General features: G+C 69.0%; 12 protein-coding genes and 2 pseudogenes. 8 read left to right on the forward strand and 6 right to left on the reverse strand.

Annotated elements, in window-relative coordinates; all coding sequences use genetic code 11:
• Positions 1-71: 71 nt before the first annotated feature.
• The 6 genes from GAS53_RS25110 to pgm form a co-directional block, all read right to left on the reverse strand.
• Complete coding sequence (locus GAS53_RS25110) at positions 72-752, reverse strand: response regulator transcription factor (protein WP_151479963.1); 681 nt, start codon at positions 750-752, stop codon at positions 72-74.
• Complete coding sequence (locus GAS53_RS25115) at positions 749-2,038, reverse strand: sensor histidine kinase (RefSeq protein WP_192583269.1); 1,290 nt, start codon at positions 2,036-2,038, stop codon at positions 749-751. Before GAS53_RS25115 ends, GAS53_RS25110 begins: the two co-directional genes overlap by 4 nt.
• 74 nt (positions 2,039-2,112) lie before the next feature.
• The gene (locus tag GAS53_RS25120) at positions 2,113-4,458 is read right to left on the reverse strand and encodes an MMPL family transporter (RefSeq protein ID WP_151479964.1); all 2,346 of its coding nucleotides are present in this window, start codon (positions 4,456-4,458) and stop codon (positions 2,113-2,115) included.
• 196 nt (positions 4,459-4,654) lie between these two features.
• Positions 4,655-5,431 (reverse strand): SGNH/GDSL hydrolase family protein, encoded by a 777-nt coding sequence (locus tag GAS53_RS25125; RefSeq protein WP_318722825.1) that lies wholly within the window; start codon positions 5,429-5,431, stop codon positions 4,655-4,657.
• Positions 5,432-5,446: 15 nt separating this feature from the next.
• A complete protein-coding gene (locus tag GAS53_RS58030) occupies positions 5,447-5,599 on the reverse strand; it encodes a hypothetical protein (protein ID WP_318722824.1) in 153 nt (50 codons plus the stop codon).
• A 448-nt stretch (positions 5,600-6,047) separates the two neighbouring features.
• Entirely contained in the window at positions 6,048-7,688 is a 1,641-nt protein-coding gene (gene pgm / locus GAS53_RS25130) for a phosphoglucomutase (alpha-D-glucose-1,6-bisphosphate-dependent) (RefSeq protein ID WP_151479965.1), read from the reverse strand.
• A gap of 568 nt (positions 7,689-8,256) precedes the next feature.
• Between pgm and GAS53_RS25140 the strand changes: the two genes are divergently transcribed.
• The 8 genes and pseudogenes from GAS53_RS25140 to GAS53_RS58800 all read left to right on the forward strand — a co-directional run.
• Complete coding sequence (locus tag GAS53_RS25140; RefSeq protein WP_151479966.1) at positions 8,257-9,222, forward strand: cucumopine synthase-related protein; 966 nt, start codon at positions 8,257-8,259, stop codon at positions 9,220-9,222.
• Positions 9,219-10,265: an NAD(P)/FAD-dependent oxidoreductase gene (locus tag GAS53_RS25145; protein WP_151479967.1), complete on the forward strand. Its 1,047-nt coding sequence runs from the start codon at positions 9,219-9,221 to the stop codon at positions 10,263-10,265. Before GAS53_RS25140 ends, GAS53_RS25145 begins: the two co-directional genes overlap by 4 nt.
• 22 nt (positions 10,266-10,287) lie before the next feature.
• Positions 10,288-12,087 carry a carbamoyltransferase family protein gene (locus tag GAS53_RS25150; protein ID WP_151479993.1) on the forward strand — a complete coding sequence of 600 codons (1,800 nt, stop codon included), beginning with the start codon at positions 10,288-10,290 and terminating at the stop codon, positions 12,085-12,087.
• Positions 12,084-14,405 (forward strand): xanthine dehydrogenase subunit D, encoded by a 2,322-nt coding sequence (gene pucD / locus GAS53_RS25155; RefSeq protein WP_151479968.1) that lies wholly within the window; start codon positions 12,084-12,086, stop codon positions 14,403-14,405. The genes GAS53_RS25150 and pucD overlap by 4 nt, the downstream gene beginning before the upstream one ends.
• Before the next feature lie 132 nt (positions 14,406-14,537).
• Positions 14,538-15,041, forward strand: coding sequence for a nucleoside deaminase (locus tag GAS53_RS25160; RefSeq protein ID WP_151479969.1), 504 nt, complete (start codon positions 14,538-14,540; stop codon positions 15,039-15,041).
• A 12-nt stretch (positions 15,042-15,053) separates the two neighbouring features.
• Positions 15,054-15,524, forward strand: coding sequence for an SRPBCC family protein (locus GAS53_RS25165; protein WP_151479970.1), 471 nt, complete (start codon positions 15,054-15,056; stop codon positions 15,522-15,524).
• 202 nt (positions 15,525-15,726) lie between these two features.
• Positions 15,727-16,368: pseudogene (locus tag GAS53_RS25170) on the forward strand (histidine phosphatase family protein); the annotation flags it as partial.
• A 330-nt stretch (positions 16,369-16,698) separates the two neighbouring features.
• Positions 16,699-16,842: pseudogene (locus GAS53_RS58800) on the forward strand (IS110 family transposase); the annotation flags it as partial.
• Between the last annotated feature and the right edge of the window lie 174 nt (positions 16,843-17,016).

Below are 17,016 nucleotides of genomic sequence, written 5' to 3' on the forward strand. Positions count from 1 at the left end.
CCAAAAAACGATGCCCCGTATAGGCGGGGCCTATCTGTTCCTCTCCCGGGCCCAGCCCGACGGGGACGCGGTCAGTGGGCGGAGGGCGAGGCCTGCACAAGCCCGGCCTGATAGGCGATGACGACGAGCTGGGCGCGGTCGCGGGCGCCGAGTTTGGTCAGGGCACGCTGGATGTGGGTGCGTACCGTCAGCACGCTGATGACCAGGTCGTCGGCGATCTCCGCGTTGGACTTGCCGTGCGCGGCGAGCACGGTGACCTCCCGTTCCCGCGGAGTGAGCTCGTGCATTCGCTCCGGCGGCGCCAGGAAGTTGCCCGGAGCGGGTGCGGCGAGGAAGCGGGTGATCAGGGCGCGGGTCGCCCCGGGTGACAGGAGCGCCTCGCCGGAGGCGACGGTACGGATACCCGCCAGCAGGATGTCGGTGGTGACGTACTTGCCGAGGAAGCCCGAGGCGCCGACCCGCAGCGCTTTGGCGACGTACTCGTCGGTCTCGAACATGGTGAGGATCAGCACGCGGGTGCCCGCCAGGTCGGGGTCGTCGCAGATAGTGGCGGTGGCGGCCAGGCCGTCCGAGCCGGGCATGCGGATGTCCATGAGCACGACGTCGGGGTGGTGGGCGCGGACGAGGTCCACCGCTTCGTTGCCGTTGGCGGCCTCCCCGACCACCTCCATGTCGTCGCAGGAGTCGATCAGGAGCCGGAACGTGCCCCGCAGCAGGGCCTGATCGTCGGCGAGCAGGACGCGGATGGTCACGGGGTGGCCTCGTTTTCTTTCCGGTCTTCTTCCAGGGCGCGCAAGTGCAGCTCTTCTTCCGGGGCGCGGGGGTGCAGCGGGAGTGCGGTGGCGACTTCGAAGCCGCCGTCGGGGCGAGGGCCGGCGTGCAGGTCGCCGCCGACGGAGTGGGCACGCTCACGCATGCCCATCAGACCGTAACCGCCGCCCGGGACGGACGAAGTGCCGGCGGTTGTGTCGTTGGTGACCGAGATCAGCAGGCGGGAGTCGGAGTACGTGAGCCGGACGCTCGCCCCTTTGCCGGCGCCGTGCTTCGTGACGTTGGTGAGGGCTTCCTGGATGATCCGGTACGCCGTCAGGTCCACGCCCGGCGACAGGGACCGTGGTTCTCCCTTCGTGGTGACGGTGACCTCGACGCCGGCGGTTTCGCATGTCGCGATCAGCTCGGGGAGGCGGTCCAGGCTGGGGGCGGGTTCCAGGGAGTCGGCGTCGGAATCGCCGCTCTGGCGCAACACCCCTACCGTGGCGCGGAGTTCGAGCAGCGCGGAGGATGTGGTGGCCGTCAGCTCGTCGAGCAGCTTCTGTGCCTGTTCGGGGTGGGTGGTCGCGAGGTGGCGGGCGGTGCCGGCCTGCGCGTTGGCGACGGCCATGTGGTGGGCCACGGCGTCGTGGAGCTCGCGGGCGATACGCATCCGCTCCTCGGCGACCCGCAGCCGGGCCTCCTCCTCGCGGGTGCGCTCGGCGTGTGCGGCGCGCGCCTGCACGGAGTCCGTGTAGTCGCGGCGCAGGCGGTCCCGGCTGCCGCCGACCAGGGGCAGCATGAGCCACAGCACGGGACCGAGGGTGCGCAGCAGGAGCATCCCGGTCGTGTGCGTGTCGAACACGGCGGTGGCGACCACCACGGCCATGGTCAGGGCACCGTACACACGTGTGGTCCTGGGGTCGGTGCCGGCGGCCAGCCGGTACAGGGCGATCATCAGGGGTGCGAGCAGCAGGGGTGTCACCAGGTAGCCCAGAGCCACCGTGATCACCGTGCAGACCGTGGCCACGACGAGAGCACTGCGCGGGTAGGTGCGTGCCCTCAGCTGGGCGAGGCAGGAAACGGCTGCGAGGGCTTCGGCGGGCCAGTCCTCGCGTGGTTGGCTGACACCAGGGATGGCGATCGACGCACCGAGGGTCACGGTGCCGAGCAGCCCCAGGACCAGGACTACGTCTGTGACGGTGAGCCGACGCCCCGGGTAGCGCGCTCCAGGCTGGTGGTCATCTGTCTCTCCGGGTGAAGGGCCTGAGCCCGTGGTGGACGACATGCGGCACACAATGCCGCACGGGTCGCCCGTGGCCTACGCCACGGGCGACCCTGGGACGGCAGGGGCCGGCCCGGTCAGACGCGCGCCTCGACCGGCTCGTCCGGGGCCGGGTCCGGCTCGGGGTGGCGGTCCGTGGCGTCGGCCGGGCGGCGGGTGAGGGCCTCGCCCTCGACGTCGACGCGGGGCAGCAGCCGGTCCAGTCGGCGGGGCAGCCACCAGGCCTTGTCGCCGAGCAGGGCGAGGACGGCGGGCACGAGCGCCATCCGTACCACGAAGGCGTCGAGCAGGACGGCGGTGGCCAGGCCGAACCCGATCATCTTGATCATGGAGTCGCTCTCACCGATGAAGCCGGCGAAGACCGCGACCATGATCAGGGCGGCGGCGACCACCACCCGGGCGCTGTGCCGGAACCCGGAGACCACCGCCTGCTCGGCCGTTTCCCCATGGACGTAGGCCTCCCGCATCCGGGAGACGAGGAACACCTCGTAGTCCATGGCGAGGCCGAAGACGATGCCCACCAGGAAGATCGGCATCAGGCTCATGATCGGTCCGGTCTGCTCCACACCGAACAGGCCGGCGCCGTGTCCCTGCTGGAAGACCACGACGACCGCACCGAGGGCCGCCAGCACGGAGAGCAGGAAGCCCAGGGCCGCCTTGAGCGGGACGAGCACGGACCGGAAGACGACCAGCAGGAGGACGACGGCCAGGCCCACGATGGTCACCAGGTAGGGAACCAGGGCGGCCTGGACCTTGGCGGCGATGTCGATGTTCAGCGCCGTGGTGCCGGTGACCTCGAAGGACGCCCCGGCCGCGGACTCGATGGCCGGCCGTTCGTCACGGATGGTCTTGACGAGGGTCTTGGTTTTCGCGTCGGTCGGGCTGGTGGACGGCGTCGCCGTGAACACCGCGGTGTCGCCCGCCTTGTTGAAGTGGGGCTGCGCGACCGAGACGACGCCCTTCGTGTCGCCGATCTTCTCGCTGATCGCCGTCACGGCCGCCTTCGCGTCGTCGGCCCCCTGCGCGTCCACGACGATGGTCAGCGGCCCGTTGAAGCCGGGCCCGAATCCCTCGGCGAGGGCGTCGTAGGCACGGCGTTCGCTGGTGGAGGTGGGCTTGGCCTCGTCGCCGGGCATGCCCAGTTGCAGAGACGCCATCGGCACCGCGAGGGCACCGAGGCCCAGGACTCCCAGGATCAGCACGGGAACGGGACGGCGCCAGACGAAGCGGGCCCAGCGGGTGCCCAGATTGTCCTTCGCGTCCTGCCCGGTGTCGGAGGTGCTCCGCACGGCCTCCAGGTGCGGCACGGTGCCCTGCGCCGGCTTCGCCCTCCTGCCCCACCTGGCCTTGACCAGCCTGGCTTTCGTGACCGACCGGGTGTTCCAGCCCGGCTTCGCCTGCTTGCGCGCGGCGCCGGACAGCACCGCGCCCGGCCAGAAACCAAGGAGGGCCGGGACCATGGTCAGCGCGATGAGCACGCCGACGACGACCGCCCCCGCAGCGGCCAGGCCCATCTTGGTCAGCAGCGGAATGCCGACCACCGCCAGCCCGGCCAGCGCGATCACGACGGTGAGACCGGCGAAGACCACCGCGGACCCGGCGGTGCCCACGGCCAGACCGACCGCCTCCTGCGGGTCATGTCCCTTGGCGCGTTCCTCGCGGTAGCGGGAGACGACGAACAGGGCGTAGTCGATACCGACGGCAAGGCCCAGCATCAGCGCCAGGGTGCCGGTGCTCGTGGACAGGCCGAGGGCGGCGGCCAGGGTCGTGATCGTGAACATGGTGATACCGACACCGAGGATCGCGGTCAGCAGCGGCAGCCCGGCGGCGGCCAGCGAACCGAAGGTGATCAGCAGCACGACGGCCGCCATCGAGATGCCGATGATCTCGGCGATGCCGCCGGGACCGCCGCCGCTGTCCATCGCGGACCCGCCGGCCTCCACGGTCAGGCCAGCTTCCCGTGCCGGGTCGGTGGCCTTCTCCAGGGCAGTCCGGCTGGTGTCGGTGAGGTTCTCGGCCTTCACCTTGTAGGTGACGGTCGCGTACGCCGTCGAACCGTCCTCGCTGACCGCCTTCGACTCGAAGGGATCGGCGACGCCGGCGACCTGCGAGCCGTCACCGAGCTCGTCCACCGTCTGCTCGATGGCCTTCTTGTTCTCGGTCGCGGTGACCTTCTGCCCGTCCGGGGCCACGAAGACCACCCGGGCCGTCGCGCCGTCGGCGGCCGCCCCCGGGAAGCGCTCGCCCATCAGGTCGAAGGCCTTCTGGGACTCGATCCCCGGCATCGAGAACTCCGAGTCGGAGGCTCCCTTCGCCTGCAGAGAACTCAGCCCGACACAGGCCAGCACGCCCACCCACAACAAGGCGACGTACCAGCGCCGCCTGAAGGCCAGACGACCCAGTCGATAAAGAAAAGTAGCCACGGCAGGGAACCTCACATCGGATCTCGGGTACCTGCCAAGGCTGTCCGGAGGAGGGCCGCTCGGTCGTCGTGCCACTGCTGGCAGTTGCTTCTACCGAAATCGCAGCAGCGCCTACTGAAACCGCAGTACATCCACGGCCGTCCCCGCCCTGATGGCAACTCAGCGACTTGGCGATTTGGAGACTTGTCCCTCCGCTTCAGCGCGCTGCCCTCACCGCCCGCAGCACGGCTCGCGCCATGCCCCGCTCGCCGCGCTCGTTGGGGTGCATGGAGGCCGCCGGGGCCGCAGGGATCAGGGGTTCGATCCAGCGCACGTCCTCGTCCGCGCAGGCGTCGCAGCCGACGGAGGGCGTATAGGTGTCGACGTACCCGGCTCCGGCGGCTTTCGCCCTGTCCCGCAGCATGGCGTTGAGCTGCCGCTCCTTCTCCCGCAGGAAGCTCACATCGCCCGGCGCCAGGCCCGTCGCGCGTCCGCAGCCGCGGCCGTCGTCCGGCAGGATCGCGGGATAGCCGACGACGTACACGCGGGCCTCGGGCGCCCGGCGCCTGATGTCGCTCAGCGCGGCGGACAGCCGCCCGCCTGCCGCGCTGATCCTCGCCTCCACCTGGTCGGTGCCGTCGGAGACGTACCGCTTCCGGCACGGGGCGTCGTTCACCGTGTCGTCCGCGAAACGGCTCTCCATCTGGTACCGGACGCCGTCCTTGACGCACGCGGTGATCACCGAGCCGAAGCCGATGTCGTTCCCGCCGACGCCGACGGTGACCAGGCCGGTCGCGGCGGTGACGGCCGCCAGTTGGGCCGGATTGACCCCGTCGTCCGTGGACTGCGAGGCGGACAGGTCACCGACGGTGGCCCCACTGCAGCTGACGTCACGGAACTCCGCCGCGGCGATGCCGAGGCCGTCGGCGACCAGCGCCGGGTAGTTCCGGTCGGAGCGGTCGCACCCCGCGGGCCTGCCGTTCTGGTCGGGGATCTTCGGGCCGGCCGTTTAGGAGTCGCCCAGGGCGACGTAGGGCCCGCGTGGCGGTGCCAGGAGCGCCGACGCGGCGCCGCCGTCGCTGTCCCTGCTCACGGCGACCGCTGTGAGGAGCGCGGCGCATGAGGCGACCGCGGCCAGTCCGAGCGTGGTCCGGATCTTCATCTGAGTCTGCTGCCTCCCGGTGCGGGAGTCCGGGAGGGAGGCGCGTCGTGCGGTTCGCGCAGGCGCGCGCGGCGCGGTCGGTCTTCCCCGTCGGACGCCAGGCGATGACCGGCACTCGGCGCCCTGACCGCGGACGCGGCGCAGCCGGTCTCGGATACCGCCTCAGGCTCCCCGCACAAGTCCCTCCGCGTCGTCGTGCCCCTGTTGGCACTTCGCCTACTGAGGGTGCAGTACGCCAGCCACGACATGTCCTTCGCGTGCAGGCCGGACATCTCTCGGAGGCGTCTTGTGTCCTGCTGACTCGGCGCGCTGCTCTTGGCAGGCGGCAGCGCGGCGGCCGGTCCCGGGCCGTCTGTCCGGAACCGGCCGTCGGAGACCTGGCTGTCGGCAGCCTCCGCTGATCGCCGCCCCGGCGGCGATCAGCGGAGGCACCACGGCCTCGCCCCCGTCAGGCGCCCAGCGCCGCGAGCACCACGGACCTGGCCTCCTCCTGGACCTGGCGCAGATGGTCCGGACCGAGGAAGGACTCCCCGTAGATCTTGTAGACGTCCTCGGTGCCCGAAGGACGGGCCGCGAACCAGGCGTTGGCGGTGGCGACCTTGATCCCGCCGAGGGCGGCGCCGTTGCCGGGGGCCTCGGTGAGCACCGCGGTGACCGGCTCGCCGGCGAGGGTGTCGGCGGTGACCTGGCGCGGGGACAACTTGGCGAGCAGCGCCTTCTCCTCGCGGGAGGCCGGGGCGTCGACGCGCGCGTAGGCCGGGGCGCCGAAGCGGTCGGTGAGCTGCGCGTAGTGCTCCGAGGGCGTCTTGTCGGTGACGGCCGCGATCTCGGAGGCGAGCAGGGCCAGGATGATGCCGTCCTTGTCGGTGGTCCACACCGAACCGTCGCGGCGCAGGAAGGACGCGCCCGCCGACTCCTCGCCGCCGAAGCCGAGCGTTCCGTCGGACAGCCCGTCCACGAACCACTTGAATCCGACCGGGACTTCGACCAGCTGCCGGCCGACGTCCGCCGCGACCCGGTCGATCATGCTGGACGACACCAGGGTCTTGCCGATCCCGGCGCCCGCGGGCCACTGCTCCCGGTGCGAAAACAGGTACGAAATCGCCACGGCCAGATAGTGGTTGGGGTTCATCAGGCCCGCGTCGGGGGTGACGATGCCGTGCCGGTCGGCGTCGGCGTCGTTGCCGGTGGCGATGTCGAACCGGTCGCGCTGCTCGATGAGCGAGGCCATGGCGTACGGCGAGGAGCAGTCCATGCGGATCTTGCCGTCCCAGTCCAGCGTCATGAAGCGCCAGGTGGGGTCGGCGAGCGGATTGACCACCGTCAGGTCGAGCCCGTGCTGTTCGGCGATCCGGCCCCAGTAGGCGACCGAGGCACCGCCCAGCGGATCGGCGCCGATGCGCACGCCGGCGGCCCGGATGGCCTCCAGGTCCAGCACGTTCGGCAGGTCGGCCACATAGGTGCCGAGGAAGTCGTGGCGGCCGGTGCCGGGTGCGGCCAGGGCGCGGGTGTAGGGGATGCGCCGTACGTCCTTCAGGCCGCCGGTGATGATCTCGTTGGCGCGGTCCTGGATCCAGGAGGTCGCCTCGGAACCGGCGGGGCCGCCGCTCGGCGGGTTGTACTTGAAGCCGCCGTCGGCGGGCGGGTTGTGCGAGGGGGTGACCACCACGCCGTCGGCGAGGCCGGACGTGCGGTTCCGGTTGTGGGTGAGGATGGCGTGCGAGACCGCCGGGGTGGGCGTGTAGCCGTCGGCCTGGTCGATGAGGACGATGACGTCGTTGGCGGCGAACACCTCCAGTGCCGTGATCCGCGCGGGCTCGGACAGGGCGTGGGTGTCGGCGCCGAGGAAGAGGGGACCGTCGGTGCCCTGGGCGGTGCGGTACTCGCAGATGGCCTGGCTGGTGGCCGCGATGTGGTCCTCGTTGAACGCCGCCGCGAGGGACGAGCCGCGGTGTCCCGAGGTGCCGAACGCCACCCGTTGCCCGGGTTCGGCGGGGTCGGGGTGCAGCGCGTAGTACGCCGTGACCAGGCGGGCCACATCGATGAGGTCCTCGGGCCCGGCGACCTGCCCCGCTCGCGCGTTCTGCATTTCCCGCTCCTCCGCAAGGGTCGACCGTCTCGTGCAGCCTCATTCTCCCCTGCCCGGCCCGCCGGGACGCGCGCCGGGCACCGGTTGTGGCACATGTCCGGCGGGTGCGACGACACAGGTCGGCCTGCCGCTTCCCAGAACCGGCCCCTGGGGCACCATCAGCCCGTCAGGCTCGAAACTTCGTCTCTGACCAGCGGGAATGGTGGAGTTCGACTGGCGTGCCAGGGATCAACTGACGCCGCGGGTCCGACCAGCTCTTGTAGGAGTCTACGAAGAGCCTGCGGACGCTTTCATGTCTTTTACTCCTAGCTGATCCCACTCGGCCGGCTGTGTACTCCTCGCACAAGTTGCAACGAAGCAAGGCACGTTGCAACGAAGCACGGGATGAGCGTCGTGGACTTCCTCCAGCCTGCCACATGGGGGAAGCACTGGCCGCAGAGGCCCAGTACCCGGACGCGACGCCGATCGCGGGGCGGTACCGGCGTGATGGTCGAGATCACCGTGGACCACCGCCGGTCGACCACTCTGCCCGATCCTCCTGACATCTTGCCGAACGAAGGGGAAAGCCTTGACTGAGACGCTGTCCGGTCGGCACGTTGAGATCGCCTGGCCTGATCTGGGTATCACCGTTACCGCAGAACTCGACGATCGCAACACGGTGCTGGCCGAAGCTCTGTGGGAGGCGTTGCCCTACCAGAGTCTGCAGGGACACGCGCTGGTGGCGGGGCACCATCTGTATCACGTGGCGCCGATCCCTTCGCTGCTGCATCTGCCCGCATCTCACCGGTTTGATCGACGCGAGGCGCCCGACGGGACGGTGTTCTGTTCCGCGCTGCAGCATGTGGGCATCAAGTACGGCACGCTGAGCGAACCGATGCTCGCATCCCCTGTGGGCCAGGTCCGTCCGGAGGATATGGCGGGCCTGATCGAGGCCGGGCACGCGGTATGGGATTCGGTCTACTCGACGAAGAAGCCGGTCCTGGTGGAGGTCCGCAGGGCAGGCACGGGAGGCGGCCACCGCGTCCCCCGTCTGACCGCCGCCGAGCCCGACGCGAACCACCTGATCCACGACGTCCACGCCGAGACCGAGCAGATCTGGCTGTCCGAACCACCCGAACTCGCCGATCTGCACCGGGGATTCATCCCCTCCGGGGCCGGAAGCTTCGAGACGGTTCTGCCGACCCTCTTGTTCGTCAACGGTGAGACCCGCCCGCTGGGATATGCCACCTACGGCGGCCTGGTCCGCGCCGCGGTCCACGGCATGCCGATGGATTCTCTGCGGCAGATGGCACGCCTGCTGGTCGGTATCCCTGCCGAGTTCCTGGGCTACTGCGGCCTGGAGAAGCTGTGGGACTTCACCCAGCGCTTCCTGTCCTGCCTCGACCACCTCGACCGCGACGACTTCCTGGCCGTGGTGAGCCAGATGGCCCTCTACATCAACTGCTTGGGCGGCTGGAACCTGCACCTGTTCCCGTGGGACACCGGAGACCACCTGCGCCAAGAGCGCCTGGCTGAAGTGACTCAGCAGTCATGAGCGCTCTGCCCGAACGCACGGACGCCCTCGTCATCGGCGGAGGAGTCATCGGCACCTCGATAGCGTGCCATCTCGCCGAGGCCGGCGTCGGCACCGTCCTGCTGGAACGCGGCACGCTCGGATCAGGAGCGTCCGGGGCCACCGCGGGCGTCGTGCGTACCTACTTTCCCGGCGACCCCCACACCGGCAGCCTTGCCGTCCGAAGCATGGCGGCGTACCACGCCTTCACCGAACGGACCGGAACCCCCCTCGGCCTGAACCGCGTCGGCTTCCTGGTGGTGTTCACCGAAAAGCACCAGGTGGAGGAATTCCGACGTACCCAAGCCGCCCAGCAGGCCGCAGGAGTGAATGTCGAACTCGTGACCGCGGACGAAGCGGTGTGGCTCAACCCGCTGCTCAGCGAGCGAGGCGTCCTGGCGGCGGCCTGGGCGCCCGAGGCGTACGCCTGCGACCCCGCCGCAATCGTGCGCGGCTACGCCGCAGCCGCCCAGGACGCCGGCGCCATCCTGCGCACGGAAACAGCCGTCACCGGAATCGACCCCCACGGGCAGGTCCACACCACCACGGGCAGCATCCGCGCCGAAACCATCGTCTGCGCGGCCGGCCCCTGGTCGAGAACAGTCGCCTCCATGGCCGACGTCGACCTCCCCGTGACCACGTACCCCGTCGAACTGCTCCTCACCGACGCGCCCGACGCCCCGCTCACCACCCTGCCGATGACCCTGCACGCCTCCTCCGGCCTGCGGATCCGAGCCTGGAAAGACCGCCTTCTCGTCGGCATGGGCCGCCCCGCCCCGGATGAATCCCGGCAGGCGTGGCTCCAGCGGCTGTCGCACCAACTCAGCACCACCTACCCGGCCCTCGACGGCATCCGCCTTCATCGCGGGTGGAGCGGAGCCTTCGACGGAAGCCCGAACGGGACCGCCTTCATCGGCCGGCATCCCTCCCGTCCCTTCCTCTACGGGGCAGGATTCTCCGGCCAGGGACTATGCCAGGCACCCGCGGCCGGAGAGATCATCCGCGACCTCCTGGCCAACAAGTAACCCCGGACCGAAGGAAATTGTCATGATTGTCTTGGGGTGCAACGGCTTCACTCGCGTCTCGGGAATCTTCGCCGAGCACTTTGGCGCGGTCGGCTCCGAACGGCACTACCTCCTCGGCCACGACGCGGGTGCATCGCTGCTGGTGGACGGCGAACTGGTGGCCGCCGTGGAGGAAGAGCGGCTCAACCGGGAGAAGAAGACCTCCGACTTCCCGTTCAACTCGGTGAAATGGTGTCTTGAATACGCAGGATTGCGATTCTCCGACATCGACCTCATTGCCATCCCGTGGAACTTCTCCGCTGAGGTCTTGGACCGGATGCTGCTCGGCATCACGTCCACGCCGATGGCGTCCTCGGCGAAGCTGGATCTCATAGGTGACATCGGCAAGCTGTTCACCGAAGTCGTCAGCCACGATGCGATCCTCGCCGACTTCGCCGCACGCACGGGCTTCACTCCCGATCCGGACAGGGTGGTGTTCGTGCCGCATCACCTCGCCCACGCGATGACCGGCTACTACGTGGCCGGCATGAAGGACACCGCGTTCCTTGTCAGTGACGGCCGCGCTGAAGTGTTCTCGTCGCTGATGGGCGAAATCCGCGACGGCCGGATCCGCGTCTTCGACGAGTCGACCATCGCCGCCGAGTCTTCGATCGGGCTCCTGTTCGGCGCGATCACGAGATACCTGGGCTTCGTGCCCAACAACGACGAATACAAGATCATGGGCCTGTCCGGATTCGCCGAGCCCCCAGTACCGAACCCGTTCCTCGAGCACATCGTCGAACTGCAGGAGGACGGGCGATACACCTTCTGCAGGCCCCTTGAGACGGACAACCCCCGCAGCTTCGACCCCCTTTTCGAGCAGCATTTCGGTCCCGTGCAGGACACCATCGAGTACAAGGCCCGAGTGGCCGCCGCGGCACAGGAGATGCTGACCGTCGTCACCAGCCACCAGCTCCGCGCACTGGAAGCCAAGACGGATCTGAACCACTTGCTGTTCGAGGGTGGCGTGGCGCTGAACTGCCTCAACAACACCCCGCTGTTCGAGGGGTCGCGGTTCGACGACATGGACGTGAGCTTCGGCGCCAGCGATACGGGCATCACCATCGGCGCCGCGGTCCACGCCTGGGTCAATCACCCGGACAGCACCGGCAACGAGAAGTCCGCGCCGCCGGTCAGTCCGTACCTCGGACCGGAATACGACGACTCGGTGATCGAGCAGGCCCTACGGGAATCCGGCGGCCGAGTGGAGTGGACAAGGCTGAGCGACGACGAGGTCATCGCGCAGGTGGCGGAACTGCTCACCGAGAAGGTTGTCATCGGCTGGTACGAGGGCCGGATCGAGCATGGCCCTCGGGCATTGGGGCACCGCAGCATCCTCGCGAACCCGAAGTTCCCGGATATCAAGGACATCATCAACACCAGGGTCAAACACCGCGAACCGTTCCGTCCGTTCGCACCGATCGTGCTCGAGTCGGATGCGCCGAAGATCTTCGAAATGGGCCGCAAAACCCGTTCGCCGTACATGACGTTCGTGTTCCCGGTGCGACCGGAGTTCCATGACGTGATCCCCGGCGCGACCCATGTGGACGGCACCTCCAGGGTGCAGACGATCACCGCTCAGGACACCCCGCGGCTGGCAGCTCTGCTGCACCGGTTCACCGCACTGACCGACGTCCCCTGCCTGATCAACACCTCGTTCAACGTGGCAGGCGAGCCGATCGTATGCAGCCCGGCCGACGCCCTGAACTGCTTCCTCGGAACGGAGATCGATTACCTCATGCTCGGCAACTATCTCGTCACCAAGGCGGAGGCTTCCTCATGACCAACCAGACCTCACCCGCCCGCACCCCGCAGGACCTCAATGAGGCGATCACCGGCGGGATCGGCGACAGCCCGCTGCGGCCGGACGGAACACTCAAGGTAAGCGGGGAGTACGCCTACTCCTCGGACCTGTGGGCGGAGGACATGCTCTGGGGCGCGACACTACGCAGCCCGCACCCCTATGCGCGGATCAACTCCATCGACATCGGTCCCGCGCTCAAGCACCCCGGCGTGTACGCGGTGCTGACCCACAAGGACGTCCCCGGCGAGAACATCTACGGCCTGAAGGTCTCCGATACGCCGGCACTCGCCGAAGACGTCGTGCGCTACCAGGGCGAGCCGGTTGCCCTCGTAGCCGCCGATCACCCGGAGACGGCCCGGCGCGCGCTGGCGAAGATCGTGGTCGACTACGAGGTGTTGGAGCCGGTCACCGACCCGGAGCGGGCCGCGCACGACGACACGCTTCCCAGGCTGCACCCCGGGGGCAACGTGGTGCGCTACCAGCCGATCATCAAGGGCGACCCGGAAGCCAAGGCCGACGTCGTGGTGTCCGATGTGTACACCATGGGCATGCAGGACCAGGCGTTCCTCGGGCCGGAATCCGGTCTGGCCATCCCGGCCGAGGACGGCGGCGTCGACCTGTTCCTCGCCACCCAATGGCTGCACGTGGACCAGAAGCAGACTGCGCGGGCACTCGGGCTCCCGGTCGAGAAGGTGCGCTTCACCATGTCCGGTGTCGGCGGCGCCTTCGGTGGCCGCGAGGACCTGTCCATGCAGATCCACTGCTGCATGCTCGCGCTGCACACCGGCAAGCCGGTGAAGATGGTCTACAACCGGTTCGAGTCGTTCTTCGGACACGTGCACCGGCACCCGGCGAAGATGTATTACGAGCACGGGGCGACCAAGGACGGCAAGCTCGTCTACGTCAAGGCGAAGATGTACTTCGACGGCGGCGCGTACGCCTCCAAGACCCCGGTCGTGGTCAGCAACGCCACTTCGCTGGGCGTCGGGCCGTATGTGGCACCCAATGTCAAGATCGAGGGCTGGGGCCTGTACACGAACAATCCACCGTGCGGCGCGATGCGTGGTCTCGGCGCCGTGCAGCCGGCGTTCGCCTACGAGTTGCAGATGGACAAGCTCGCCAAGGCACTGGACATGGACCCGGTGCGGCTGCGTCAGCTCAACGCCGTCGAAGAGGGCTCGACCATGCACACCGGGCAGGTGCTGGACTCCCCCGCGCCGGTCGCCGAACTGCTGGAACGGCTCGAAAGGATTCCGCTCCCGCCGGAGACCCGGACCATGCCGGCTGACGTCCGGGACATGCCCGGCGGCGTCTCCAACATCACGCACGGCGAAGGCATTGTGCGGGGCGTCGGCTACAGCGTGATCATCAAGAACGTTTCGTACGCGGAAGGTGTCGACGACTACTCCACAGCGCGGGTGCAGTTGCAGGCCATCGGCGGTGAACCGGTCGCGATGGTGCACACCGCGGCGGCCGAGGTCGGGCAGGGCCTGATCACCGTGCAGCAGCAGATCGCCCGCAGCGAACTCGGCGTGGAGCGGGTGAACATCCACCCGACCGACACCAACGTCGGCGACGCGGGGTCGAGTTCGGCTTCCCGGCAGACCTACATCACCGGCGGTGCCGTCAGGAACGCGTGTGAAGCCGTCCGCGAGGTGGTCTTCGACCGGGTCGCCCAGCGTTTCGGCCAGAACCCCGCACATCTGTCGCTCTCCGGCGGCAAGATCGTTTCCGCCACCGGTTTCATCGCCGATCTCGTCGATGTGCTCGGCGACGACGTGATCGAGGAAACCAGGGAATACCACCACCTCCAGACATACGCGATGGACCCGGCGACCGGACAGAGCCGGCGGGTACACGTCCAGCACGCATTCTCCGCGCACCGGGCGGTGGTGGACGTGGACACCGACTTGGGTCTTGTCAAGGTCGTGCAGCTGGACTGTGCGCAGGACGTCGGCAAGGCGATCAACCCGGACGCTGTCGTCGGGCAGATCCACGGTGGTTCCACACAGGGCCTGGGCCTCGCCGTGATGGAGGAGATCCAGGTCAAGGACGGCAAGATCCGCAACCCGTCGTTCACCGACTACCTGATCCCGACCATTCTGGACACACCGCCGATGACGGTGGATGTGATCGAGAGGGCTGACCCGAACTCGCCCTACGGTGTGCGTGGTGTCGGCGAACCGCCCACGATTTCCGCCACTCCGGCGGTCGTGAACGCCATCCGCAATGCGACGGGGTTGAACCTGACCCACACCCCGGTCAAGCCCGAGCAGATCTGCAGCGTCCAGCCGTGACGACCTCCCGCGAGTGCCGTCGACAGCGCTGATCTGAACGCGGCACTCGCGGGCCTCACTTGTTGCCCGGGGGCGGAGTCCCGCCCGGGCAGAGCATCCGGGCAGTCCCCACCATCTCCCAAAGGAATGACCATGACCACGCACACCCAAGAAGCGAACGTCCAGGACTTCGAGCGCGCCTGGATGGAACAGGCGATCGGATTGGCCACCAACAGCGTGACGAACGGCGGCGGCCCGTTCGGCGCACTGGTCGCCAAGGACGGCGAGGTTGTCGCGATCGGGAACAACCAGGTCACCGCGACCCTGGACCCCACGGCGCACGCCGAGGTGAGCGCGCTGCGTGCCGCCTGCAAGCGACTCGACACCTTCTCGCTCGAGGGATGCGTCCTGGTCACCTCGTGCGAGCCGTGTCCGATGTGCCTTTCCTCCGCGCTGTGGGCGCGAGTCGACCGGATCGTCTACGCCGCCGATCGGCACGATGCCGCGGTGGCCGGTTTCGACGACCGCAGGTTCTACGACCTGTTCGACAAGAAGCCCGCGTCGATGTGGCCGATGCCGGTCGAGCGGCTGGACCTGCCGAACCGTACGGCGCCGTTCGACGCATGGCTGGCCAAGTCCGACCGCGTCGACTACTGACAGGGAGTTCTCGTGCCGATCCAGCGGAAGCACACCATGCACCACTCGACGATCCTCGACGCCGATCCGGACACCGTCTGGGCCGAGGTCCGCGACCCCATGAAGCTGGTGAAGATCGTGTCCGGACCTGCGGTGAAGAACGTGAGCTGGACCGAAGGCGGCGCGCTCGAACGGGTGCCGTCGCGCTACGACTTCACGCTCGCATTCAACGAAGGACTCGTCCAGCAGGAGGTCGCCGGACGCAACGAGGTGGAGCGGTCCTCCACTTACCGAGCCATCGCGCCAACGATGGGCATCTCCAACTACGCCGCCACTATCCGCGTCCGGCCGATAACCAACGATCCGGACCGCAGCTACTTCGAATGGTCACGAGAGCTCGCGATCACCGACGACGCGGACCCCGAAGTCGTCCACTCGGTCATCGCGATGATGGAGAACCAGACCAACTCCGTGCGGGACCATTTCGCGCCGCCGAAGAAATAGCCGGCCGGTGAACGAGGCGATCTCCGCGGGGCTCGCGGGGCGTGAGTGGGAGCCGTCGGGGTATGCGGCGGAGTTCGTTGCCGGGGCCGGAGGCGCGGCCGGAGCGGGAGGCGGGGTCGCGGCCGGAGCCGGGTCAGGGGTCGGGGCAGGGATCGGGTCAGGGGTCGAGCCGGCGGTCCAGGAGGCTGCTCCGGCGGCCTCCGGATGGCCGGCCGACCGGGGCACGCCGACGACGCTCGTGCTGCTGCGGCATGGTGAGACGCCGCTGACGTCGGAGAAGCGGTTCTCCGGCAGCGGTGGTTCGGATCCGTCGCTGTCGGAGGCCGGGCGGCGGCAGACCGAGGCGACCGCGGCGCTGCTGGCCGCCCGCGGCGGCGTGCAGGCGATCGTCGCCTCACCGCTGCGGCGCTGCCGGGAGACGGCGCAGGCGGTTGCCGCGCGGCTGGGCCTGGACGTACACGTCGAAGAGTGCTTGCGGGAGGCGGACTTCGGCGCCTGGGAGGGGCTGACCTTCGCGGAGGTGCGCGAGCGCTACGCGGATGACCTGACGGCGTGGCTGACGTCGCCGGCGGCGGCGCCCTCGGGCGGCGGCGAGTCGTTCGAGGCTGTGGCGCGGCGGGTGGCGGTGGCGCGGGATGTGCTGCTGGCACGGCATGCGGCGGAGACGGTGCTGGTCGTCTCGCACGTCGGCCCGTTGAGGACGCTGGTACGGATGGCGCTGGGTGCACCGGCAGAGTCACTGTTCCGGATGGAGCTTGCGGCGGCATCGCTGTCGGCGGTGGCGTACTACGCGGATGGGAACGCGTCGGTGCGGCTGCTCAATGACACGGGGCACCTTCGGTAGGCGGGGGCCTTTCGCGCGGTTCGCGGCCACGGTTTCCCGCGCTCTACGGGGAAGGTAATTGTGATAGTTGAACTGCGGCCCGGGTTGGGTTGCCCGGCCAGGCTCGGCGTCGACGTGCCGGCATGCCCCGCAAGGTAATTGGCGGCTCGTCGCAGCCTGCCGTGCGCCCGCGTTGACTGCCGGACCCCGGCGTCGGCCTGGCCCACCCCCGTTGGCTTGATCAGCAGCTTGTCCGCCATCGCGACGTGACTCATCACAGTTCTGCCACGTGGTGACTCCACCCGGGCCGATGCCGACCACGGCCGTCCCGTCTCGAAGGAGAACGACCGCGTGCCCATGCGTGCAGAACAGGTCCACGGCGTCATCGGCGTCGACACCCACCGCGACACCCTCGCCGCCGCGGCCCTGAGCCCGATCGGCGCCGTCCTGTCCACCACCGATTCTCCCGCCAACGCCCGCGGCTACCAGCGCCTGACACCATCCAGATCACCGGGCTCAACGAACCCAGCGCCCGCACGAACCGCGGCCGGGGCCGGTCAGGGGACCGTCCGAAGCCGTTCAGGGCGTGCGGACTGTGGACCCAGCCGAACGGCATGCTGCCCAGTCACGCGCCGCAGGTGCGGCACGTCATTGGCGAACCGCACGGCC

The sequence above is a fragment of the Streptomyces albicerus genome (assembly GCF_008905045.1).
GTDB lineage: Bacteria > Actinomycetota > Actinomycetes > Streptomycetales > Streptomycetaceae > Streptomyces > Streptomyces albicerus.